Raw genomic sequence first — 20,032 nt, 5'->3', positions numbered from 1 at the left:
AATGATAATATCTATAAGTAGTAAAGATAATGAAAAAGTAAAATTAACAAAATCTTTGTTAAAAAGTAAAAATAGAATAAAAGAATCTAAATTTTTGATAGAAGGATTTAGAATTGTAACTCAAGCTATTGATTGTAATGCTGACTTACAATATGTATTTATAAATGAAAATTTTGAAATAAAAGAAGAACATAAAAAGTTTCTAGAAGTTTTAAAATCTAGAAATATAAAAATATACAAAACTACAAATAAGATATTTAATGATTTTATAGATACAGAAAACACTCAAGGAATAGTTGGGGTAGTTGGAACTAAAGAAAGAAAAATAGAAGAAATCTTAAGTGAAGATTGCAGGTTTGTATTAATCTTAGATAGAATACAAGACCCAGGTAATATGGGAACAATAATTAGAACTGCGGATGCAGCTGGAGTAGATGCAATAATTAACTTGAAAGGTTGTGTAGATATATATAACAGTAAAGTTATAAGATCTACTATGGGGTCTATATTTGATATGAAAATAATAAATATGACTCAACATGATGCTGTTAAAGAATTGAAAAATAGAAACTTTGAAATAGTATCTAGTTATTTAGATACAGACAACTTTTATGATGGAGTTGAATATAATTATAAAACAGCACTGGTTATAGGAAATGAAGCTAATGGTGTAAATGATGAACTTATAAAAGAGTCAAATACATTAGTTAAAATACCTATATATGGAAAAGCAGAATCATTAAATGCTGCTATAAGTTCTGCAATATTAATGTATGAAATTAAAAAATATATGGTATAATAGACCTATATTGAAAAAATATGTTATATATGATATAATGTAAAACCAAAAGTTATATATATTTAAATACTATGAAAGAGAAAAGTATTTTAATAAAACTTAGTGCAGAGATAAGTATCTAGGCTGAAAGTACTTTCTAAGATATTAAAAGAAGTTCACTCTGGAGTAGCATAGCTGAAAAATAGTAGGTTATGACGTTATAAAACGCGTTAAGTTTTTCGAGTGGTTTGGAATATTTATATAAATAATTCAAGCTACTAGGGTGGTACCGCGAAATAATAGTCTTTCGTCCCTAGATAGGGATGAAGGGCTTTTTTTAATACTTAAAAATTAAAAATGAAAGGGTGACTATAGTGCAAGAAAAATTACTTAATTTACAAGAAGCAGCGTTAAGTGAAATAAAAGACATGCAAAATATAGATGAAGTAGAGTCTTTAAGAGTTAAGTACTTAGGAAAAAAAGGTGAGATAACAAGTATACTTAAAGAAATGGGTAAGTTATCAGCTGAAGAAAGACCTGTTATAGGAAAGGTTGCTAACGAAGTTAGAGAGGCTATAAACGATGCTATATCTAATAAAAAAGAAGAATTACACAACATAGAAAAACAAAGAAAATTAGCTGAAGAAGTACTAGATGTAACTATGCCAGCTAAAGAATTTAAAGTAGGAAAAAAACATCCTATATCTCAAATAATAGATGAAGTAAGTGATATATTTGTAGGAATGGGATTCTCTATAGCAGAGGGACCAGAAGTTGAAACTGTTGCAAATAACTTTGATGCATTAAATGCACCAAAAGATCACCCATCAAGAGATATGAGCGATACTTTCTATATAAATGATGAATTATTACTTAGAACTCAAACTTCACCAGTTCAAGTTAGAACTATGAAAAATGAAGAGTTACCTATAAAAATAATATCACCAGGTAGATGTTTTAGATTTGATGCTCCAGATGCAACACATTCACCAATGTTCCATCAAATAGAAGGACTTGTAGTTGGGAAAGATGTTACTATGGCTCAATTAAAAGGTACATTAGATATGTTTGTAAAAAAATTATTTGGAGAACATACAAAAACTAAATTTAGACCACATAACTTCCCATTTACAGAGCCTAGTGCAGAAGTAGATGTTACTTGTTTCAAGTGTGATGGTGAAGGTTGTCCAATGTGTAAAGGTGAAGGTTGGATAGAAATATTAGGTGCAGGTATGGTTCATCCGAATGTACTTAGAAATTGTGGAATAGATCCAGAAGTTTATAGTGGGTTTGCGTTCGGTATGGGACTTGATAGAATAACTATGCTTAAGTATGAAATAGATGATATAAGATTATTATTTGAAAATGATATGAGATTTTTAAATCAATTTTAATTAGGAGGATTTAATATGTTAGTACCTTTAAAATGGCTTAGAGATTATGTTGATATAGACATAGATACTAAAGAATTTGCAGATATGATGACTATGACTGGGTCGAAAGTTGAGAAAGTAGAATTCTTTGGAAATGAAACTAATGGAGTTGAAGTATGTAAAATACTTGAAATAGAGCAACATCCAGATGCAGATAGATTAAAAGTTACTAAGGTTGAGGTTGCAGATGGGCAAATACTTCAAATAGTTACTAATGCTACAAACATAAAAGTTGGAGACCATGTTCCTGTTGCAAGAATAGGTGCAGTATTACCTGAAAACTTTAAAATAAAAAAAGGTAAGTTAAGAGGAGTTTTATCAGAAGGAATGTTCTGTGGAGCTGAAGAATTAACAATACCTTCTCAATATGTTGAAGAACATAAAAAGGATGGAATATATATACTAGATCATCAAGATTCATTTGAATTAGGAATGGATGTAAGAGAAGTATTAGGAATAAATGATGCATTAATAGAATTTGAAATAACTTCAAATAGACCTGATTGTAGATCTATATTAGGTATAGCTAGAGAAGCAGCTGTAACTTTAGGAAAAGATTTAAAATACCCAGAAATAAATGTATCTGAATCTGATGAAGAAATAGACTTTGATGTAGAAATAAAAACAGACTTATGTAAGAGATATTGTGCAAGAGTTGTTAAAGATGTTAAAGTTGGGCCATCTCCATATTGGATGCAAAGAAGACTTATAGAAGCTGGAATAAGACCAATAAACAATATAGTAGATATAACTAACTATGTTATGTTAGAGCAAGGGCAACCACTTCATGCATTTGATTTAGATAAGGTTAAAACTAATAAGATGGTAGTTAAGTGTGCTGAAGATGGAGAAAAGTTTGTTACATTAGATGGTGTTGAAAGAGAATTAACATCTGATATGATAGTTGTAACAAATGGGGAAACTACATTAGACTTAGCAGGAATAATGGGTGGAGCCAATTCTGAAATATCAGAGACAACTACATCTATATTATTAGAGGGAGCTAACTTTGCTAAGGAAAATGTAAGAGCGGCATCTAAAAAATTAGGATTAAGAAGTGAGGCATCTTCAAGATTTGAAAAAGGTATAGATGTTAATTTACCAGAAGTAGCTATAAATAGAGCGGCACAATTAATTGAAGAGTTAGGATGCGGAACTGTTGTTAAAGGAATGGTAGATAACTATCCTACGAAGGTAGAAGCTCAAAAAATAGTTGCTAACCCAGAAAGAATAAACAAATTATTAGGTGTTAATGTACCTATGGAACAATTTGTAAATATACTAGAAAGATTAGAGTTTAAATGTAACTTAGTATCTTCTGACAAATTAGAATTAGAAGTTCCAAGTTTTAGATTAGATATAATTGAAGATGCGGACATATTAGAAGAAATAGCTAGAATATACGGATATGATAATATACCATCTGCAACTTTAGAAGGTAATGCTACAGCAGGTGTAAAAACTGAAAAGCAAAAGTTTATGGATAACATAAAATCTAATGCTATAGCAGTAGGATTAAATGAAATATTAACATATTCATTTGTAAGCCCTAAAGGAGTAGACAGAATAAACTTATCACAAGGTGATGAAAAAAGAGAATTTGTTAAAATAATAAATCCTCTAGGTGAAGAAACTTCTGTTATGAGAACTACTCTAATACCTAATATGATAGATGTAATATCTACAAATTTATCACACAAAGTTGAAGAAGCATATGCGTTTGAGTGTGGAAATACATTCAGACCTCAAGAAGGATTACCAGTAGAAACAAAGAAATTATCTATAGGTATGTATGGAAAAGATGTAGATTTCTTCAGTATAAAAGGTTCAGTAGAAACTATATTAAATAACGTTGGATTCAAAGGTTATGAAGTTGAACCGGAGACTGAAAATTTAACATTCCACCCTGGAAGATGCGCTAAATTAGTGTATAATAATATATGTGTAGGTACTTTTGGAGAATTACATCCAGATGTATTAGAAAATTATAATTTAAATCAAAGAGTTTACATTGCTGAAATAAATGTAGACTTAGTATTTGAGAACTTAGATAATTCGAAAGTTTATAATCCATTACCTAAATATCCAGCTACTACTAGAGATATAGCTTTACTAGTTAAAGATGAAGTATTTGTTAAGCAGATAGAAGATATAATAAAGGCAAATGGTGAAGATATATTAGAAAGTTATCAATTATTCGATGTTTATAAAGGAGCTCAAATAGAAGAAGGACATAAATCTATAGCATACTCAATAACATATAGAAGTAAAGATAAAACTTTAACTGATGAAGAAGTAGCTAAAGTTCATGATAAAATAGTAAGTGAACTAAGTGAAAAACTAAATGCAAACTTAAGATCAAACTAATTAAGAAACTAATGTAGGGGGGGTTAGGATGAACAAGGTTACAGTGAAGATACATGGATCAGAATATCCTATGGTATCTGATAAATCAAAAGATTATATGATAAAAATAGCACATTATGTAGATGAAGAAATGAGTAGAATAGCTGAAGCAAACTCATTATTAAGTACATCTCAAGTTGCAATATTATCAGCTTTAACTGTTACAGACTTACTATTTGAGTGTTCAGAAGAAAATGATAAGCTAGTAAAAGAAAATGAAGAATTAGCTAAGAAGGCAGAAAAGCCTAACCAAGAGATTCAACTGGAAATGAAAAAGGTTAAAATGAACCTTAATAATAAAGTTGAAGAGCTTAATAAAAAACAAGCTGAAATAGATAAGTTAAAGTCTGATTTAGAAAATAAATCAAATGACTTAGAAGAAATGAACCCATTAAAAAAAGAAATAGAAGATCTTAAAAAAATGTTAGAAGAAGCAAATGAAAAAACTGGAATAGCTGAAAAGTTAGCATCAGATTTTCAAAATAAATTATATGATTTACAATTAAAGAACATTGAGTTAGAACAAGAGTTAAATTATATAAAGGCTTCTGGAAAACTTTTAAAATAATAGAATAATTAAAAAAACCTTCAGGCAAAATAACCTGAAGGTTTTAGTTTTTAATGACTTTAAGGAGGTAATTATGAAGACAGAATTACTAGCGCCTGTAGGTAGTTTTGATGCATTAAAGGCAGCCGTACAAAATGGAGCAAATGCAGTTTATTTAGGTGGAAAAGAATTTAGTGCTAGAGCCTCTGCAAATAACTTTGATAGAGAAGAATTAAAGGAAGCTGTTAAATATGCACATATAAGAAATGTAAAAGTATTTGTAACAGCAAATACACTTATAAAACAAAATGAAATAGAAGATTTTGTACATTATATAAAGTATTTATATGATATAGATATAGATGCAGTGATACTTCAAGATATAGGGATGGCAAAACTAATAAAAAGCTTGCTTCCAGATTTTGAATTACATGCTAGTACTCAGATGGTTGCACATTCACTAGAAGATGTATTGTACTTACAGAATATAGGATTTGATAGAGTTGTTTTGGCTAGAGAACTTAATATAGAAGAAATAGAGCATATATGTAAAAATACTAATGTTGATATTGAAATATTTGTTCATGGAGCACTATGTGTATGCTATTCAGGACAGTGTTTAATGAGTAGTATGATAGGAAATAGATCTGGAAATAGAGGAAGATGTGCTCAACCTTGTAGACAAAAATACGAGTTAATAGATATAAATACAGGTGAAAAAATATCTACAGATGGAGAATATTTATTAAGCCCTAGAGACTTAAATACTATAGAAGAAATAGATAGAGTAATAGATGCTGGAGTTCACTCATTAAAAATTGAAGGAAGAATGAAAAGACCTGAATACGTAGGTACAGTTATAAGAAGTTACAGAGAAACTATAGATAAATACATTGATGATAAGATAATGGATATATCTGAGGATACAATGAATAATCTATATACTATATTCAATAGAAAATTTACCAAGGGATATATATTAGGTGAAGTTGGAGTGGATATAATGAACTCAAATAGACCTAATAATGTGGGATTATATATAGGTAAAGTAGTAGATTATAATAGAAAAGCTAAAAGATTAAAAATAATGTTAGAAAATACACTTAAAAAAGGTGATGGAATAAATTTAGGTGGAGGAACTATTGGAAGAATTATAAAATCTAATAATCAAATATGTGATAGAGGTGAAAGCGGAGAGCTTATTGAGCTAGATTTTATTGGTGAAGCAAAAAAAGGTCAAATAGTATACAAAACTTCTGACAGTGATCTTTTAAATTCGGTTAAAAAAAGTTTTGAAGAAGACATAGAAAATATAAAAATACCAATAGATGCTAAAATACAATTAAATTTAGGAAAAGAACCTATACTATCTTTAAAAGATAACTTAAATAATGAGATTTCTGTTACTTGTGATAAAATTATAGAGAAAGCTATGAAAGTAGCCTTAAGCGAAGAAAAAGTTGTATCTCAGTTAAGTAAGTTAGGAAATACATCATATATATTAGATAATATAGATGTTGAAATAGATGAAAATATTAGTTTACCTATAAGTATATTAAATCAATTAAGAAGAGATGCTATAGAGAAACTAAATGAAGAAAGAGTAAAAATAAAAGGAAGAAGTTTCAAGAATAAAGAGGTTAAATATATTCCTAAGATAGTAAATAGAAATAATGACATAAAGCTTAGAGTAAAAGTTAAGTCAATAGAGCAATTAAAAGTAGCTATGGAGTATGATTTAGATGCTATATACTATGAGGATATAAATTCTTTAGAAGAAGCTAAAAAAATTACAGAAGGCAAAATTAAATTAATATATTCAACTCCACGAATACTTAGAAATAATGAGTATAATATGTTTAATAAAATAGTAAAAGATGATAAATTATTTGTACAAGCTAGTAATTTAGGATGTGTAAACTTATTCAAAGAAAATGAACTTTATATAGATAGTTACTTAAACTCATTTAATAGTGAAACAATAAAGCATTATGAAAATGAAGGAGCAAAAGCTATATGTATTTCACAAGAATTAAATCTAACAGAAATTAAACAAATGTTAAAATATACAGAAATAGACATAGAGAGTGTAACATATGGATACACACCGTTAATGATTAGTGAATACTGCCCTATGGGAGTTTTAGTTAGAGATTGCAAAAAAAATAAGAGAAGCTCAGTATGCAATAAAAGTTTATATGCGTTAAAAGACTCTAAAGAGGAAGTTTATAGGTTATCACAAGACATGTTCTGTAGAACAAGTATATATAACTCAAAATCTCTTTGTGTATTGGAAGATTTAGGTGAATTAAATAATTCAGGAATAAACATATTTAGATTAGATTTTACCTTTGAAGAGTTAGAAGATATTAGAAGTATAATAGAGTCATATTTAGAAGTTATAGACAATGATTTTAAATTAGGAAATACGTCTAAAAAACTATATAAATACTTAGATAGAATTGATTTTACAACTGGGCATTACTATAAAGGTGTAGAATAGATATAAAAATATAGGAGATAAATATATTATATTTATCTCCTATATTTTTATATGGAAAACAAAAAAATTACAAATGTATATATAATATTACAATTATGTAAGTGGATTTTATAAATTAAATTTTATACAATTGTATAAGTAATGTATAATAGTATTATTGTGGTAATTTATTTGTAAAAATTTGTATTATAAATATAATTTGTTTTTAGGTTTTGAAGTTTAAGGAGGGATTTAAAAGTATGAATAAACATAAGTTGCTAAAATGGGCCAAGATAATTTTTGCTTTAGCAATTTTCTTAATAGTAATGAAAGAATTTAAACATGTATTCGAATCTTTTAATATGAGTATATTTAAAAAATATGCACATAGGCTAACTGTATCAAATATGATTATCATAGCTATTTTAGGTATTGTATCATATCTACCATTAAGTTTTTATGATTTTGTACTTAAAAAAAGAGTTGGAATAAAATTAAATAATATACAATTGTATAAATATTCTTGGATCGCTAGTTCTATAGCTAGTATAGCTGGATTCGGAGGAAGTACAGCTATAGCTTTAAAAACTAATTTTTATAAAGATCATGTTAAAGATACTAAATTACTAGTAAAAGAAATATCTAAAATAGTAGCTTTAAATTTAACAGGTTTTTCTATGGTTTGTTTTGTATATGTTATAACAAATTTTAGTAGCTTAAGAATGAATGATTTCGTAAGTATAATGACGCTACTAATAAGTACGTATTTTCCAATATTAACAATATACTTAATAGTAAAATATATTAAATCAACAGATGAAGAAAAGATAGATACCATAGATGCTGTTAAGATAATGATTATATCAGCATTAGAGTGGGCAACTACGATATTCTTAATATATAATATAATGAGAATTTTGGGAGAACCAGTTCCTATAGCTAAATTTTTACCTATATTTGTAATAGCTATAGTAGCCGCTATTGTAAGTATGGCACCAGGTGGAATAGGATCTTTTGATATAACATTAATACTAGGATTGAAAGCTCTAGGAATACCATCAGAGAAAGTACTTTTAGCTATATTTTTATATAGAGTTTCTTACTATATAGTTCCGCTAGCAATAGGGCTTATACTATATGCACAAGACTATTATGAGCATATGGATGAAGATATAAAAGATATAATAACGACTGTATTATCTAAAATAGCACATATAGGTATTGTTTTATTAGTATTATTATCAGGAGTAAGTTTATTAATATCAGAAGCAACACCAGATTTAGCTAGGAAATTTTATATTGTAAATAAATTTTCATATTTCTCTATAATTCATATTCCGCAAAGAGCAGCTATAATAATTGGATTCCTACTTATTGCAATGTCTAGAGTTATGAGTTATAAATCCAAAGGAATCTACAATATGACACTAGCGTTGATAATTGGGGCTATAGTATTAACTTGTATAAAAGATCCATATTATTACAGAACTATTTACTTAGTTATAGTAGCACTTCTTATATGGGCGAGTAAAAAGGAATTTTACAGAGAAAGTTTTGTAATGAGATGGGGTGTATTCATCCAAGATATAATATTATTAGTAGGATTTTTAATATTATATGTATACACAGTATATGCAAACTTAAGTGGTAAGATAGGAAAACTTCCCGTTACAAATTACAAAATACAATCTATTAAGCATTATGGAGCATCACTATTAGGATTCAGTATTAGTGGCTTTATAATTGCATTACTTGTACTTTGGATTTTATATAAAATAAATAAAAACAAGACTTTCCCGAAAATAAAACTAGAGGAATGTGAAGAAACTGTAAAGTCTATAATAGATAAATTTGGAGGATCTCCATTAATACATTATGTTTATTTAAAGGATAAATATGTATATATAAATGACTCTAAAGATGTTGTTTTACAATATCAAGTATCAGCAAATAAAATAGTTATTCTTGGAAATCCTGTAGGAAACAAAGAAAAAGTATTTGAAACTATTCAAGAGTTTTATAAATTAGCTGATTTATATGGATATGTTCCTGTATTTACAGCAATAGATAAAACTATGATGCCAGAGTTACATGAAACAGGATATGAGTTTATGAAACTAGGTGAAGATGCATTAGTAGATTTGACTAAGTTTACATTAGAAGGAAGAAAAATGAAAAGTGTAAGAAATGCATTATCTAGAGTTGAAAAAGAAAATTACACTTTTGAACTTGTAAAACCACCTTTCACAGATGAATTTTTTAATGAAATAAAATTAGTTTCAGATGAATGGTTATGTGGAAGGGTAGAAAAGGGATTCTATATTGGGTTCTTTGATAAAGAATATTTGAGCAAACAACCTATAGCTGTAGTTAGAAATAAAGATAATGAAATAAAAGGATTTAGTAACTTAATGCCTATGTATGATAATAAAAATACATTATCGATAGATCTGATGAGGTTTTCTCATGACACGTGCAATGGGATAATGGACTTTATGTTTGTAAACTTATTTAAGTGGGGACAAGAAGAAGGTTATGCTAGATTTAATATGGGAATGGCACCTTTATCTAATGTAGGTAGGTCTAAATACTCATTCTTATCAGAAAAATTAGCTGCACAAATTTATTCTCATGGACAAAATTTCTATTCTTTTAAAGGATTAAAAAGATTTAAAGAAAAATATTGTGATATCTGGGAAGGTAAGTATATGGCTTATAAAAAAAGAACATCTATACTTACAACAGCATTACAGATTATACTTATAGCTGAAAAGCCAGTAAATAAATTAAAATAAATAAAAACTCCTCTGATTTTCAGAGGAGTTTCTTTATTTATTATTTCATAGATTTTAATACTTCTAATAAGTATTTCCAAGTATTTTCAGTAGAAGATATACTTAAATGTTCATTTGGAGTATGTACATCATACATATTAGGTCCAAATGATATAGCTTCAGCGTTAGGGATTTTATCTAATAATAATCCGCACTCAAGACCTGCATGTAAAGCCATTATTATAGGTTCTTTTCCAGTAAGATCTTTATAAGCTTGTATACATATTTTTTCTAATTCTGAATCTTTAGTATACTCCCAAGCTGGATAGTCGCTTATTAACTGTAGGCTTCCTCCAAACTCAGATACTAAAAGATTCATTCTTTCAGTTATATCTTCTTTAAGAGATTTTACAGAACTTCTAACTGCACACTCAAAAGTAACTGTAGAATCTGTAGTTCTAACAACACCTAAGTTAGTAGAACTTTCAACTAAGTTTTCTATATCCATACTCATAGTTTGTATACCATTAGGCATTAAGTTAAGCATTTTTATAACTCTATTTTTAGAAGTAGAGTCAAGTATTAGTTCAGGAGTAGCAGTTTCAGAGCATACTATTTCTAATCCTGGATCAGAAGTTTGGAACTCATGCTTAAATGTACTAGTGATTTCTTTTATACAAGCCATGAATTTATCTTTTTGATCATTATTAACCATTATTACGCAATCAGCTTCACGAGGGATAGCGTTATTTTTTGAACCGCCTTCAACCTTAGCTAAATCAAAATCAACATCTAATAAGTTTAATAATCTTCCTAATAACTTATTAGCGTTAGCTCTTTGTTTTATTATATCCATACCAGAGTGTCCACCAAGTAAACCTTTTACCTCTACTAAGTAAGCATCTCTAGGAGTTTCAGGTTTTATAAAGTCAACAGGTAATGTTGATAAAGCAGTTACACCACCAGCACAACTTACTAAAAGGTAACCTTCTTCCTCTGAATCTAAGTTTAATATATATTTACCTTTTACTAAACTTCCGTCTAATGCCATAGCACCAGTCATACCAGCTTCTTCATCAACAGTTATAAGAACTTCTAAAGCGGGATGAGCTACATCATTAGAAGCAAGTATTGCAAGTCCCATAGCTACAGCTATACCATTGTCAGCACCTAAAGTTGTATCAGTTGCATATACATAATCTCCATCTATTCTTAACTTTATTGGGTCTTTCATGAAGTCATGATTAGTGCTTTTATTTTTTTCGCACACCATATCCATATGACCTTGAAGTACTACACCAGGTGCATTTTCATAACCAGGAGTTGCTGGCTTTCTAATTATTATATTTAGACTTTCATCTTGAATAGTTTCTAAACCTAAGTTCTCACCAAAATTACGTAAATAATCACTTATAGCTTTTTCATTTTTTGAGCCTCTTGGTATTTGAGATATCTCCTCAAAATATTTAAAAACTAAACTAGGTTGTAAATCATTTAAAACATTGTTCATTAAAAACATCTCCTTGCTAAAAATTAAATTAAATTATATATATCACAAAATAGCATTGATTATGTATAATATATAAATAGTATAGTACAAATTTACATAAAATACACTTAAAATTTACATAAAAATTTACTTAAGGAGGAAGTATGAATAAAAGATCATTAAAAGTTTTAGAGTTTGATAAGATCATAGCCTTGTTAAAAGAAAGGGCTTCATCTTCTTTAGGATTAAGATACATTAATAAATTAGAGCCTAGTTCAGATTATGAAGAAGTTAAATACATGTTAGAAGAAACTAGTGAGGCACAATCTATCCTTATAAAAAGAGGAGGAGTAAGCCTACAAGGTTTACACGATATAGAAGATAAAGTTAAAAGAGCTAAGGTAGGGGCATCGATAGATGCTGGAAGCTTACTTATGATAGCAGATACTCTTAGAGTAGCTAGAATACTAAATTCTACATTGTCATCATCTGAAGAAGAAGATTTTAATTATCCTATAATACAATCATTATCTAATGCATTATATACATACAGAGATATTGAAGATAAAATATTTAACGCAATTATTAGCGAAATAGAAATATCTGATAATGCATCTAGTGAATTAAGAAGTTTAAGAAGAAAAATAATACAAAAAAATCAATCTATAAGATCTAAATTAAATGGAATAATTAGCTCATCGACATATCAAAAATACTTACAAGATGCAATAATATCAATAAGAGGCGATAGATTTGTAGTTCCAGTAAAATCTGAATATAGATCTCAAGTTTCAGGTATAGTTCATGATCAATCGTCATCAGGAGCAACACTATTTATAGAACCTATGAGTATAGTTGAAATGAACAATGAACTTAGACAATTAAAACTTAAAGAAAAAGAAGAGATAGAAAGAATACTAAGTGAACTATCAGCACTTGTAGGAGAGATTAGTGATGATATATTAAGTAATCAAGAGATTTTAGGAAAAATAGATTTCGCATTTGCAAAAGGTAAATTATCTTTATTAATGAAGGGAATAGAACCTAAATTAAATAAAGCAAAAAATATTAATATCAAAAATGGAAGACATCCATTATTAGATGAAAAATCTGTAGTAGGAAACGATATACGATTAGGTGAAGATTTCCACACATTAGTTATAACAGGACCTAATACAGGAGGAAAAACTGTAACAATAAAGACTGTAGGTTTATTTGCACTTATGACACAAAGTGGATTACATATTCCTGCAGATTATGGAACAAGTATGTGTGTATACGATAATGTATTTGCAGATATAGGAGATGAGCAAAGTATAGAACAAAGCTTATCTACGTTCTCGTCACATATGACTAATATAGTTTCTATATTAAATGATGTTACAGAAAACTCATTAGTTATATTTGACGAATTAGGTGCAGGAACAGATCCTGTGGAAGGTGCAGGACTTGCAATAGCAATACTTGAAGATGTAAATATGGCAGGAGCTAAATGTATAGCGACAACACATTATAGTGAAATAAAACATTATGCATTAACTAAAGATGGTGTTGAAAATGCTGCTGTAGAGTTTGATTTAGAAAATTTAAGACCTACTTATAGACTATTTATTGGAGTTCCTGGTAAATCAAACGCATTTGCTATATCAAAGAGGCTAGGATTAAGTGATTATGTAATAAATAGAGCAAAAGAATTTATAGATTCAGACACTATAGCTGTAGAAGATGTTATTCATAACCTGGAAAAATCTAGAGTAGAGGCTGTAGAAGAAAAAGAAGAAGCTACAAGACTTAGAAAAGAAATTCAAAAATTAAAAGAAGAATATGAATCAAAGTTAGATAAAATATCAGCTCAAAGAGAGAGATTACTAGAGGAAGCAAGACAAGAAGCGTTTAGAATAACAAGGCAAGCAAAAGAAGAAACAGATGTAGTTATAAAAGAGCTAAGAAAATTAGAAAAAGAAAGTATATCTAAAGAAAAAAATAGAAAAATAGAAGAACTAAGAAAAGAGATATCAAGTTCAATGGGAGCACTGCAACCAAGTGTTAAGAGTATGATTGTACCAAAAACATCTTCAAAAGAAATAAAAGACTTGAATCCAGGAGATGAAGTAAGAGTTATAACTTTAAATCAACAAGGAACAGTAATTTCTGCAGATAATAAGAAAAAAGAAGCTGTTGTTCAGATTGGTATAATGAAAATGACGCTTCCATTTAAGTCTTTACAAAAAGCTAAAAAAGATGCTAAGTCAACGGTTACAAATGCAACAAGAAATGTAATTAAATCAAAATCAGGAAGAGTTAAGAGTGAAGTTGATTTAAGAGGAATGACACTAGAAGAAGCAAGGGAAGAAGTGGATAAGTATCTTGATGATGCCTGTTTAGCAGGTCTTGAAAATGTAACTGTAATTCATGGAATCGGAACAGGAGTATTAAAGACAGGAATAACAGAGATGTTAAAAAAACATAAGCATGTAAAATCACAAAGACCAGGACAATATGGTGAAGGTGGTATGGGAGTTACTATAGTAACTTTAAAATAATTAAGGGGATGAACATATGATATTAGTATCAGCTTGTTTATTAGGAATAAACTGTAAATATGATGGCGATAATAACTATCATGAAAGTGTTAAAGACTACTTAAAAGATAAACAGTTTGTAGTTATCTGTCCAGAACAACTAGGGGGATTACCAACACCTAGAATACCATCAGAAATAACTAAGGATAAGGTTATGAATAAAGAAGGTATAGATGTGACAAATAATTTTATAAAAGGTGCTAATGAAAGTTTAAAAATAGCTAAATTATATGGATGCAAAGAAGCTATTTTAAAAGAAGGAAGTCCATCTTGTGGAAGTAATAAAATATATGATGGAACTTTTACAGGAATTAAAATATATGGAATGGGGATAACGGCATCTCTTTTAAAAAAAGAAGGAATTAGAATAATGAGCGAGAAAGAATTGGAAAAATAGACATATACTTGAAAAAAACTATAATTTGTTTTATCATAAAGTGTTATAAGAATAAGGAAGGAGTATCAATATGCAAGATTTTAAAATAAAAGTAGCTAAATCTTTAAAAGAAAAAATAGAAGATTTAACTTTAGAAGAAATAGTTGGATTAATAGAAATACCACCAAATAGTGATATGGGAGACTATGCTTTCCCTTGCTTTAGATTAGCTAAAGTATTTAGAAAAGCACCTAATATGATAGCAGCTGATTTATCAGAGGCTATAGAAATAAATGATGCCATATCAAAAGTTGAGCCTGCTGGAGGATATGTTAACTTTTTCGTGAATAAGTCAGCATTAGCTAAAAATGTTATAACTGATGTTTTATCTAAAGGTAAGGATTACGGACATAGTGACTTAGGTGAAGGAAAAACTGTAGTAATAGATTTCTCATCTCCTAATATAGCTAAGCCTTTCCATATAGGTCATATAAGAACTACTGTTATAGGAAATTCTTTATATAAAATATATGATTCTCAAGGATATAATACAGTAAGAATAAATCACCTTGGAGATTATGGAACTCAATTTGGTAAACTTATAGTAGCTTTCAAAAAGTGGGGAAGTAAAGAAGCTGTAGAAGCTAATCCAATACCTGAATTATTAAAACTATACATACAATTCCATGATGAAGCTGAAAAGCATCCAGAAATGGAAGATGAAGCGAGAGCTTGGTTCACTAAGTTGGAAAATGGAGATAAAGAAGCATATGATTTATGGAAATGGTTTAGAGATGAAAGTTTAAAAGAATTCTCTAGAGTATATGATTTATTAGATATAGAATTTGATTCATATGCAGGAGAAAGTTTCTATTCAGATAAAATGGATAGAGTAATAGATATTATAAAAGATAAAGGGTTATTAAAGGAGTCTGAAGGAACTAACATAGTTGATTTAGAAGAATTTAATATGCCACCAGCTTTAATAACTAAAAAAGATGGATCTACATTATATATGACAAGAGATTTAGCAGCAGCATTATATAGAAAAGAAACTTATGACTTTGCAAAATGTATATATGTAGTTGGATCACAACAAAGCTTACATTTCCAACAATTATTTAAAGTTTTAGAGTTAGTTGGATTTGAGTGGGCTAAAGATATGGTACATACTCCATTTGGAATGGTTGCATTAGAAGAAGGTACAATGTCTACAAGAAAAGGTAGAGTAGTCTTTTTAGAAGATGTTTTAAGACAAGCTATAGAAAAGACAAAAGAGACAATGTTAGCTAAAAATCCTAATGCTAAAAATGTTGATGAAATAGCTAAGCAAGTTGGAGTAGGAGCTGTAGTATTCCAAGAATTATCAAATAGTAGAATCAAAGATTACACTTTCTCTTGGGAAAGAACATTAAGCTTTGAAGGAGAAACTGGACCATACGTTCAATATACACATGCTAGATGTTGCTCAGTTTTAAGAAAAGCTGAGATGGAAATAAATTCTGATATAGATTATAACTTATTAACAGATGCTGATAGTTCAGAAGTATTAAAATTAATAGCATCATTTAATAATAGTATATTAGCTTCATTAAGAAAAAATGAGCCACATATAATAACAAGATTTGTATTAGACTTAGCGCAAGCATTCAATAAGTTCTACCATGAAAATCCTATATTAGTAGATGATGTAGAAACTAAGAAAGCTAGGGTAGCTTTAGTTGCAGCTACTAAGCAGACTATAGAGAATGGACTTGCATTATTAGGAATGAGTGCTCCGGAGAGAATGTAATAAACTCAATATACATTTGTCGAAAAATAATACTTTACATCTAAATTTCGGTTATTGTATAATTAAGTTAAGAAATAGCTCGATAACTTGAGCTAGTTACAATCAAAAGAGATATATATGGAAGTAGAGTATACTGAATATTCTACTCCCCCCCTACATTTACGGCAGCTAATAGCTGCCTATTTTTTTTAGTAACTTAAAAGTGATTAATTTAGATAGATATCATAAGTATGTAATTAAGTATACTAAGTTAATTAATTGATAAAACTAGAAAATAGTTTATGCGTTAGGAAGGTAGTATTTATGAAAGAAGAATTATTAAAAAAAGCATATATAAATGCATTTAGTATAAGTGATAAATATATAAAAAATATGATTATTATAAATACTAAATCTTTAATTGATGATATAGCGCAAAGATATGTAAAAGTAGATAAAAATAGATTAAAAGATGAATTATTGTATTATAAGTTTTATGGAGAAAAATTAAGAGATGTAAATATTTTAAATATAGTATTACCTGTTATATTGGCTAATACAAATATTAAAAAAAGTGAAGATGAGGTAATAAACCTTATAAGGTATCATATTTTATATAACAAAAATGAGAAATTTATGAATGAATATATTTTAGCGGCTTTAATGTATAATACTATTATGCATTCTATAATTGAAAATCAAAATATAGAATATGTAGATTTAATGCAAAGTATTAAGTCTTCAATAATTGCATTTAAATATAATGGTGAAAAAGCAGAAATAATAAAATTTGAAATGAAAAGGATACAAATTATCCAACTTATAGATAGATACATAGATTTAAAAATAGATGATTATAAAGATAATGATATAATAATAAACTTATTAAACGCTATATATGATGTATATGTAGAGGATAGGGAAGTAACAATAGATGGGATTAATAGCATAAAAAAAACTATATTATCCATTCTTAATTTTAAAATTAATAACGAGATAGATAATATAGATTTTATAAATTCTATGTCAGAGTATATTGTAAAACTTAGAAAATATAAAATATCCAAAAAAGAATATAATATAAAATCTGATCCAAGGTATATAATAGGGTTAGATATAGGTGATATAAAATCTGACCCTATATTAAATAATATAAAAGTTGTATCAAAAGATTTTAAAAACAACATATTAACAGTTGGATTAGTATCAAAATCAGGTAGCTACAACTTTAAATTTAGAAAAGCTTAATTATCAGATTCTAAGTACTCGACAAACACTTCTTCTTTAGTGTTTGTTAAGAAACAAAGTTCTTTTATAAGGCTATTTCTAAGGTCTATGAAATCCTCTAAATTAGTGTTTTCATAGGTATATTCTAATGCTTTTACAATAAGCAATAAATCTCTTTTAGATAGTGCATCAATAGATACTTTGTCGAACAATTTCATAAAAAACTCCCTTTCGTATGTTATTTATTAATGAGAAAATTTACAATAGCATATAATTCTACAATAATATAAAAAAACCTTCTTTTTATATACATAATGTTAGAAATAAAAATCATATATAATAGTATTTTAACAAAATATATATAATTATAGGCAAAAAAATTGAAAAAAAGAGGTGAATTAATTGAAAATACTTTTAACAACATTAAATTCAAAATTTATACATACAAATTTAGCAATAAGATATCTTAAACAAATGGTAAAAGATATTAAAGGTGTAGATACTGATATAAGAGAATATACAATCAATAATGAATTAGATTTTATATTAAAAGATATATATACAAATAATTATGATGTAATTTTATTTTCAACGTACATATGGAATGTAAATGATATAGTCAAGCTTTGTCATAATCTGAAAAAAGTAAATCCAAATGTTAAAATCGCATTAGGTGGACCTGAGGTAACTTATGATAGTGAAGAAGCTATGAAAAAATATGATTTTGTAGATTATATACTTTATGGAGAAGGAGAACTTATTTTTAGAGATTTTGTAAAATATCTTAACGGAGATATGAAAGTTGAAGAAGTTGATGGGATAGTTTATAGAAAAAATGATGAAATAATAACTAATAAACCAATGAAGTTATTAGAAAACTTAGACTTAATACCTAGCCCATACGAGACTTTAGACAAAGCAGAATATGAAAATAGAATAGTTTATTATGAGACATCAAGAGGGTGTCCATTCAATTGCCAGTATTGTTTATCTTCGACAATACAAGGGTTAAGATATTTTAGTATAGATAGAGTAAAAAAAGATTTAAAAGCTCTTATAGATGCAAGAGTATCACAAATTAAATTTATAGATAGAACGTTTAATGCAAATAAAAAGTTTGCTATGGAGATAATGCGATTTTTAATGGAAAATGATAATGATTATACAACTTATCATTTTGAAGTTACAGCACACTTGCTTACAGATGATATGCTGGAATTTTTAAAGGATTGCAAAGAAGGATTATTTCAATTTGAAATAGGAGTTCAATCAACTAATGAAAGAGTATTAGAAGCTGTTGGAAGAAGAGATGATTTTTCTAAACTTTCATATGTAGTTCAAAAAATAGCATCATTTAGAAATATACATCAGCATTTAGACTTAATTGCAGGACTTCCCTATGAAGATTACAGTAGTTTTGAAAATTCATTTAATGATGTATTCAATCTAGGGATAGAGCATTTACAGCTTGGATTCTTAAAAATGATAAAAGGAACGGGAATTAGAAATCAAGCTGATGAACATGAATTTAGATATAAGGATTATCCTCCATATGAAGTTTTATACAATAAATATATAAGTTATAATGAAATATTAAAGTTAAAGGATATAGAGGAAATACTTGAGAAGTACTTTAATTCTAAAAATTTTGTTTTATCAATGAGATATATAATTCATAATTATTATAAAGAAAGTCCGTTTAAATTCTTTGAAGCATTTGCAACTTACTACAATGACAATGGATATTTCAATGCATCACAAGGTAAAAATCAATTATACAAAATTTTATTAGATTTTTATGAAGAAAAAATAAATACTAACTTTGAGCTATTTAAAGAAATTTTAAAATACGACTATATATCTTTAGGAAAAACTTCAAATTTACCTGGATATATGGAAAAATTTGAAGTTGAAGATTTTAAAAATAGATGTCATTTATTTTTACAAAATGAAGAAAATGTATTAAAATATATACCTAGATTTGAGAATACTCCTGCAAAACAAATAATTAAATATGTACATTTTGAAAATTTCAAATACGATATTTTAAAATTAAAAGAAGATATCAATGCATGCTTAAATCCTGATGAAACTATGATATTATTTGTTTACGATGACAAAAAGGTGTTTGAGAAATCTAAATCATACACAATAGAGATATAGGAGG

General features: G+C 27.8%; 13 protein-coding genes and 1 other annotated feature. Of the genes, 11 read left to right on the top strand and 2 right to left on the bottom strand.

What is annotated here, in order from left to right; genetic code table 11:
• Position 1 precedes the first annotated feature (1 nt).
• The 6 genes from ACEXNK_RS14035 (at position 2) to mprF (ending at position 10,441) form a co-directional block, all read left to right on the top strand.
• Complete coding sequence (locus ACEXNK_RS14035) at positions 2-799, top strand: TrmH family RNA methyltransferase (RefSeq protein WP_373599581.1); 798 nt, start codon at positions 2-4, stop codon at positions 797-799.
• Between the two features lie 62 nt (positions 800-861).
• Positions 862-1,096, top strand: a binding site (T-box leader).
• Positions 1,097-1,152: 56 nt separating this feature from the next.
• Positions 1,153-2,172, top strand: coding sequence for a phenylalanine--tRNA ligase subunit alpha (gene pheS, locus ACEXNK_RS14030; protein ID WP_373599582.1), 1,020 nt, complete (start codon positions 1,153-1,155; stop codon positions 2,170-2,172).
• Between the two features lie 15 nt (positions 2,173-2,187).
• Entirely contained in the window at positions 2,188-4,578 is a 2,391-nt protein-coding gene (pheT, locus tag ACEXNK_RS14025; RefSeq protein ID WP_373599583.1) for a phenylalanine--tRNA ligase subunit beta, read from the top strand.
• Between the two features lie 28 nt (positions 4,579-4,606).
• The gene (zapA, locus tag ACEXNK_RS14020) at positions 4,607-5,185 is read left to right on the top strand and encodes a cell division protein ZapA (RefSeq protein ID WP_373599584.1); all 579 of its coding nucleotides are present in this window, start codon (positions 4,607-4,609) and stop codon (positions 5,183-5,185) included.
• A gap of 70 nt (positions 5,186-5,255) precedes the next feature.
• Positions 5,256-7,667, top strand: a complete 2,412-nt coding sequence (locus tag ACEXNK_RS14015; protein ID WP_373599676.1) for a DUF3656 domain-containing U32 family peptidase — start codon at positions 5,256-5,258, stop codon at positions 7,665-7,667.
• Between the two features lie 239 nt (positions 7,668-7,906).
• Positions 7,907-10,441: a bifunctional lysylphosphatidylglycerol flippase/synthetase MprF gene (mprF, locus tag ACEXNK_RS14010; RefSeq protein ID WP_373599585.1), complete on the top strand. Its 2,535-nt coding sequence runs from the start codon at positions 7,907-7,909 to the stop codon at positions 10,439-10,441.
• 40 nt (positions 10,442-10,481) lie between these two features.
• Here the strand turns inward: mprF and ACEXNK_RS14005 are convergent, their stop codons facing one another.
• Positions 10,482-11,930: an aminoacyl-histidine dipeptidase gene (locus tag ACEXNK_RS14005; protein WP_373599586.1), complete on the bottom strand. Its 1,449-nt coding sequence runs from the start codon at positions 11,928-11,930 to the stop codon at positions 10,482-10,484.
• A gap of 143 nt (positions 11,931-12,073) precedes the next feature.
• Here ACEXNK_RS14005 and ACEXNK_RS14000 point away from each other — a divergent pair, with 143 nt between their 5' ends.
• The 4 genes from ACEXNK_RS14000 (at position 12,074) to ACEXNK_RS13985 (ending at position 17,886) form a co-directional block, all read left to right on the top strand.
• Positions 12,074-14,452, top strand: a complete 2,379-nt coding sequence (locus ACEXNK_RS14000) for an endonuclease MutS2 (protein WP_373599587.1) — start codon at positions 12,074-12,076, stop codon at positions 14,450-14,452.
• Positions 14,453-14,468: 16 nt separating this feature from the next.
• Positions 14,469-14,888 carry a DUF523 domain-containing protein gene (locus tag ACEXNK_RS13995; RefSeq protein WP_373599588.1) on the top strand — a complete coding sequence of 140 codons (420 nt, stop codon included), beginning with the start codon at positions 14,469-14,471 and terminating at the stop codon, positions 14,886-14,888.
• A gap of 70 nt (positions 14,889-14,958) precedes the next feature.
• Entirely contained in the window at positions 14,959-16,659 is a 1,701-nt protein-coding gene (gene argS, locus ACEXNK_RS13990) for an arginine--tRNA ligase (RefSeq protein WP_373599589.1), read from the top strand.
• 303 nt (positions 16,660-16,962) lie between these two features.
• Entirely contained in the window at positions 16,963-17,886 is a 924-nt protein-coding gene (locus ACEXNK_RS13985; protein WP_373599590.1) for a hypothetical protein, read from the top strand.
• Here ACEXNK_RS13985 and ACEXNK_RS13980 read toward each other — a convergent pair.
• Complete coding sequence (locus tag ACEXNK_RS13980; RefSeq protein ID WP_147547079.1) at positions 17,883-18,083, bottom strand: hypothetical protein; 201 nt, start codon at positions 18,081-18,083, stop codon at positions 17,883-17,885. The two genes, ACEXNK_RS13985 and ACEXNK_RS13980, sit on opposite strands and share 4 nt — an antisense overlap.
• 184 nt (positions 18,084-18,267) lie before the next feature.
• Here ACEXNK_RS13980 and ACEXNK_RS13975 point away from each other — a divergent pair, with 184 nt between their 5' ends.
• Positions 18,268-20,028 (top strand): B12-binding domain-containing radical SAM protein, encoded by a 1,761-nt coding sequence (locus tag ACEXNK_RS13975; RefSeq protein ID WP_373599591.1) that lies wholly within the window; start codon positions 18,268-18,270, stop codon positions 20,026-20,028.
• Positions 20,029-20,032: the final 4 nt, after the last annotated feature.

This window comes from Paraclostridium bifermentans, from assembly GCF_964259345.1.
GTDB classification, from domain to species: Bacteria; Bacillota; Clostridia; order Peptostreptococcales; family Peptostreptococcaceae; genus Paraclostridium; species Paraclostridium bifermentans_B.
The sequence above is the reverse complement of the archived record's forward strand: the minus strand, read 5'-3'. Positions and strand labels throughout refer to the sequence as shown.

What these genes read in the sequence shown, in the direction of transcription:
- ACEXNK_RS14035 (WP_373599581.1), top strand. Translation starts at nt 2, where the DNA reads ATGATAATATCTATAAGTAGTAAAGATAATGAAAAAGTAAAATTAACA.
- pheT (WP_373599583.1), top strand. Translation starts at nt 2,188, where the DNA reads ATGTTAGTACCTTTAAAATGGCTTAGAGATTATGTTGATATAGACATA.
- zapA (WP_373599584.1), top strand. Translation starts at nt 4,607, where the DNA reads ATGAACAAGGTTACAGTGAAGATACATGGATCAGAATATCCTATGGTA.
- mprF (WP_373599585.1), top strand. Translation starts at nt 7,907, where the DNA reads ATGAATAAACATAAGTTGCTAAAATGGGCCAAGATAATTTTTGCTTTA.
- ACEXNK_RS14005 (WP_373599586.1), bottom strand. Translation starts at nt 11,930, where the DNA reads ATGAACAATGTTTTAAATGATTTACAACCTAGTTTAGTTTTTAAATAT.
- ACEXNK_RS14000 (WP_373599587.1), top strand. Translation starts at nt 12,074, where the DNA reads ATGAATAAAAGATCATTAAAAGTTTTAGAGTTTGATAAGATCATAGCC.
- ACEXNK_RS13995 (WP_373599588.1), top strand. Translation starts at nt 14,469, where the DNA reads ATGATATTAGTATCAGCTTGTTTATTAGGAATAAACTGTAAATATGAT.
- argS (WP_373599589.1), top strand. Translation starts at nt 14,959, where the DNA reads ATGCAAGATTTTAAAATAAAAGTAGCTAAATCTTTAAAAGAAAAAATA.
- ACEXNK_RS13985 (WP_373599590.1), top strand. Translation starts at nt 16,963, where the DNA reads ATGAAAGAAGAATTATTAAAAAAAGCATATATAAATGCATTTAGTATA.
- ACEXNK_RS13980 (WP_147547079.1), bottom strand. Translation starts at nt 18,083, where the DNA reads ATGAAATTGTTCGACAAAGTATCTATTGATGCACTATCTAAAAGAGAT.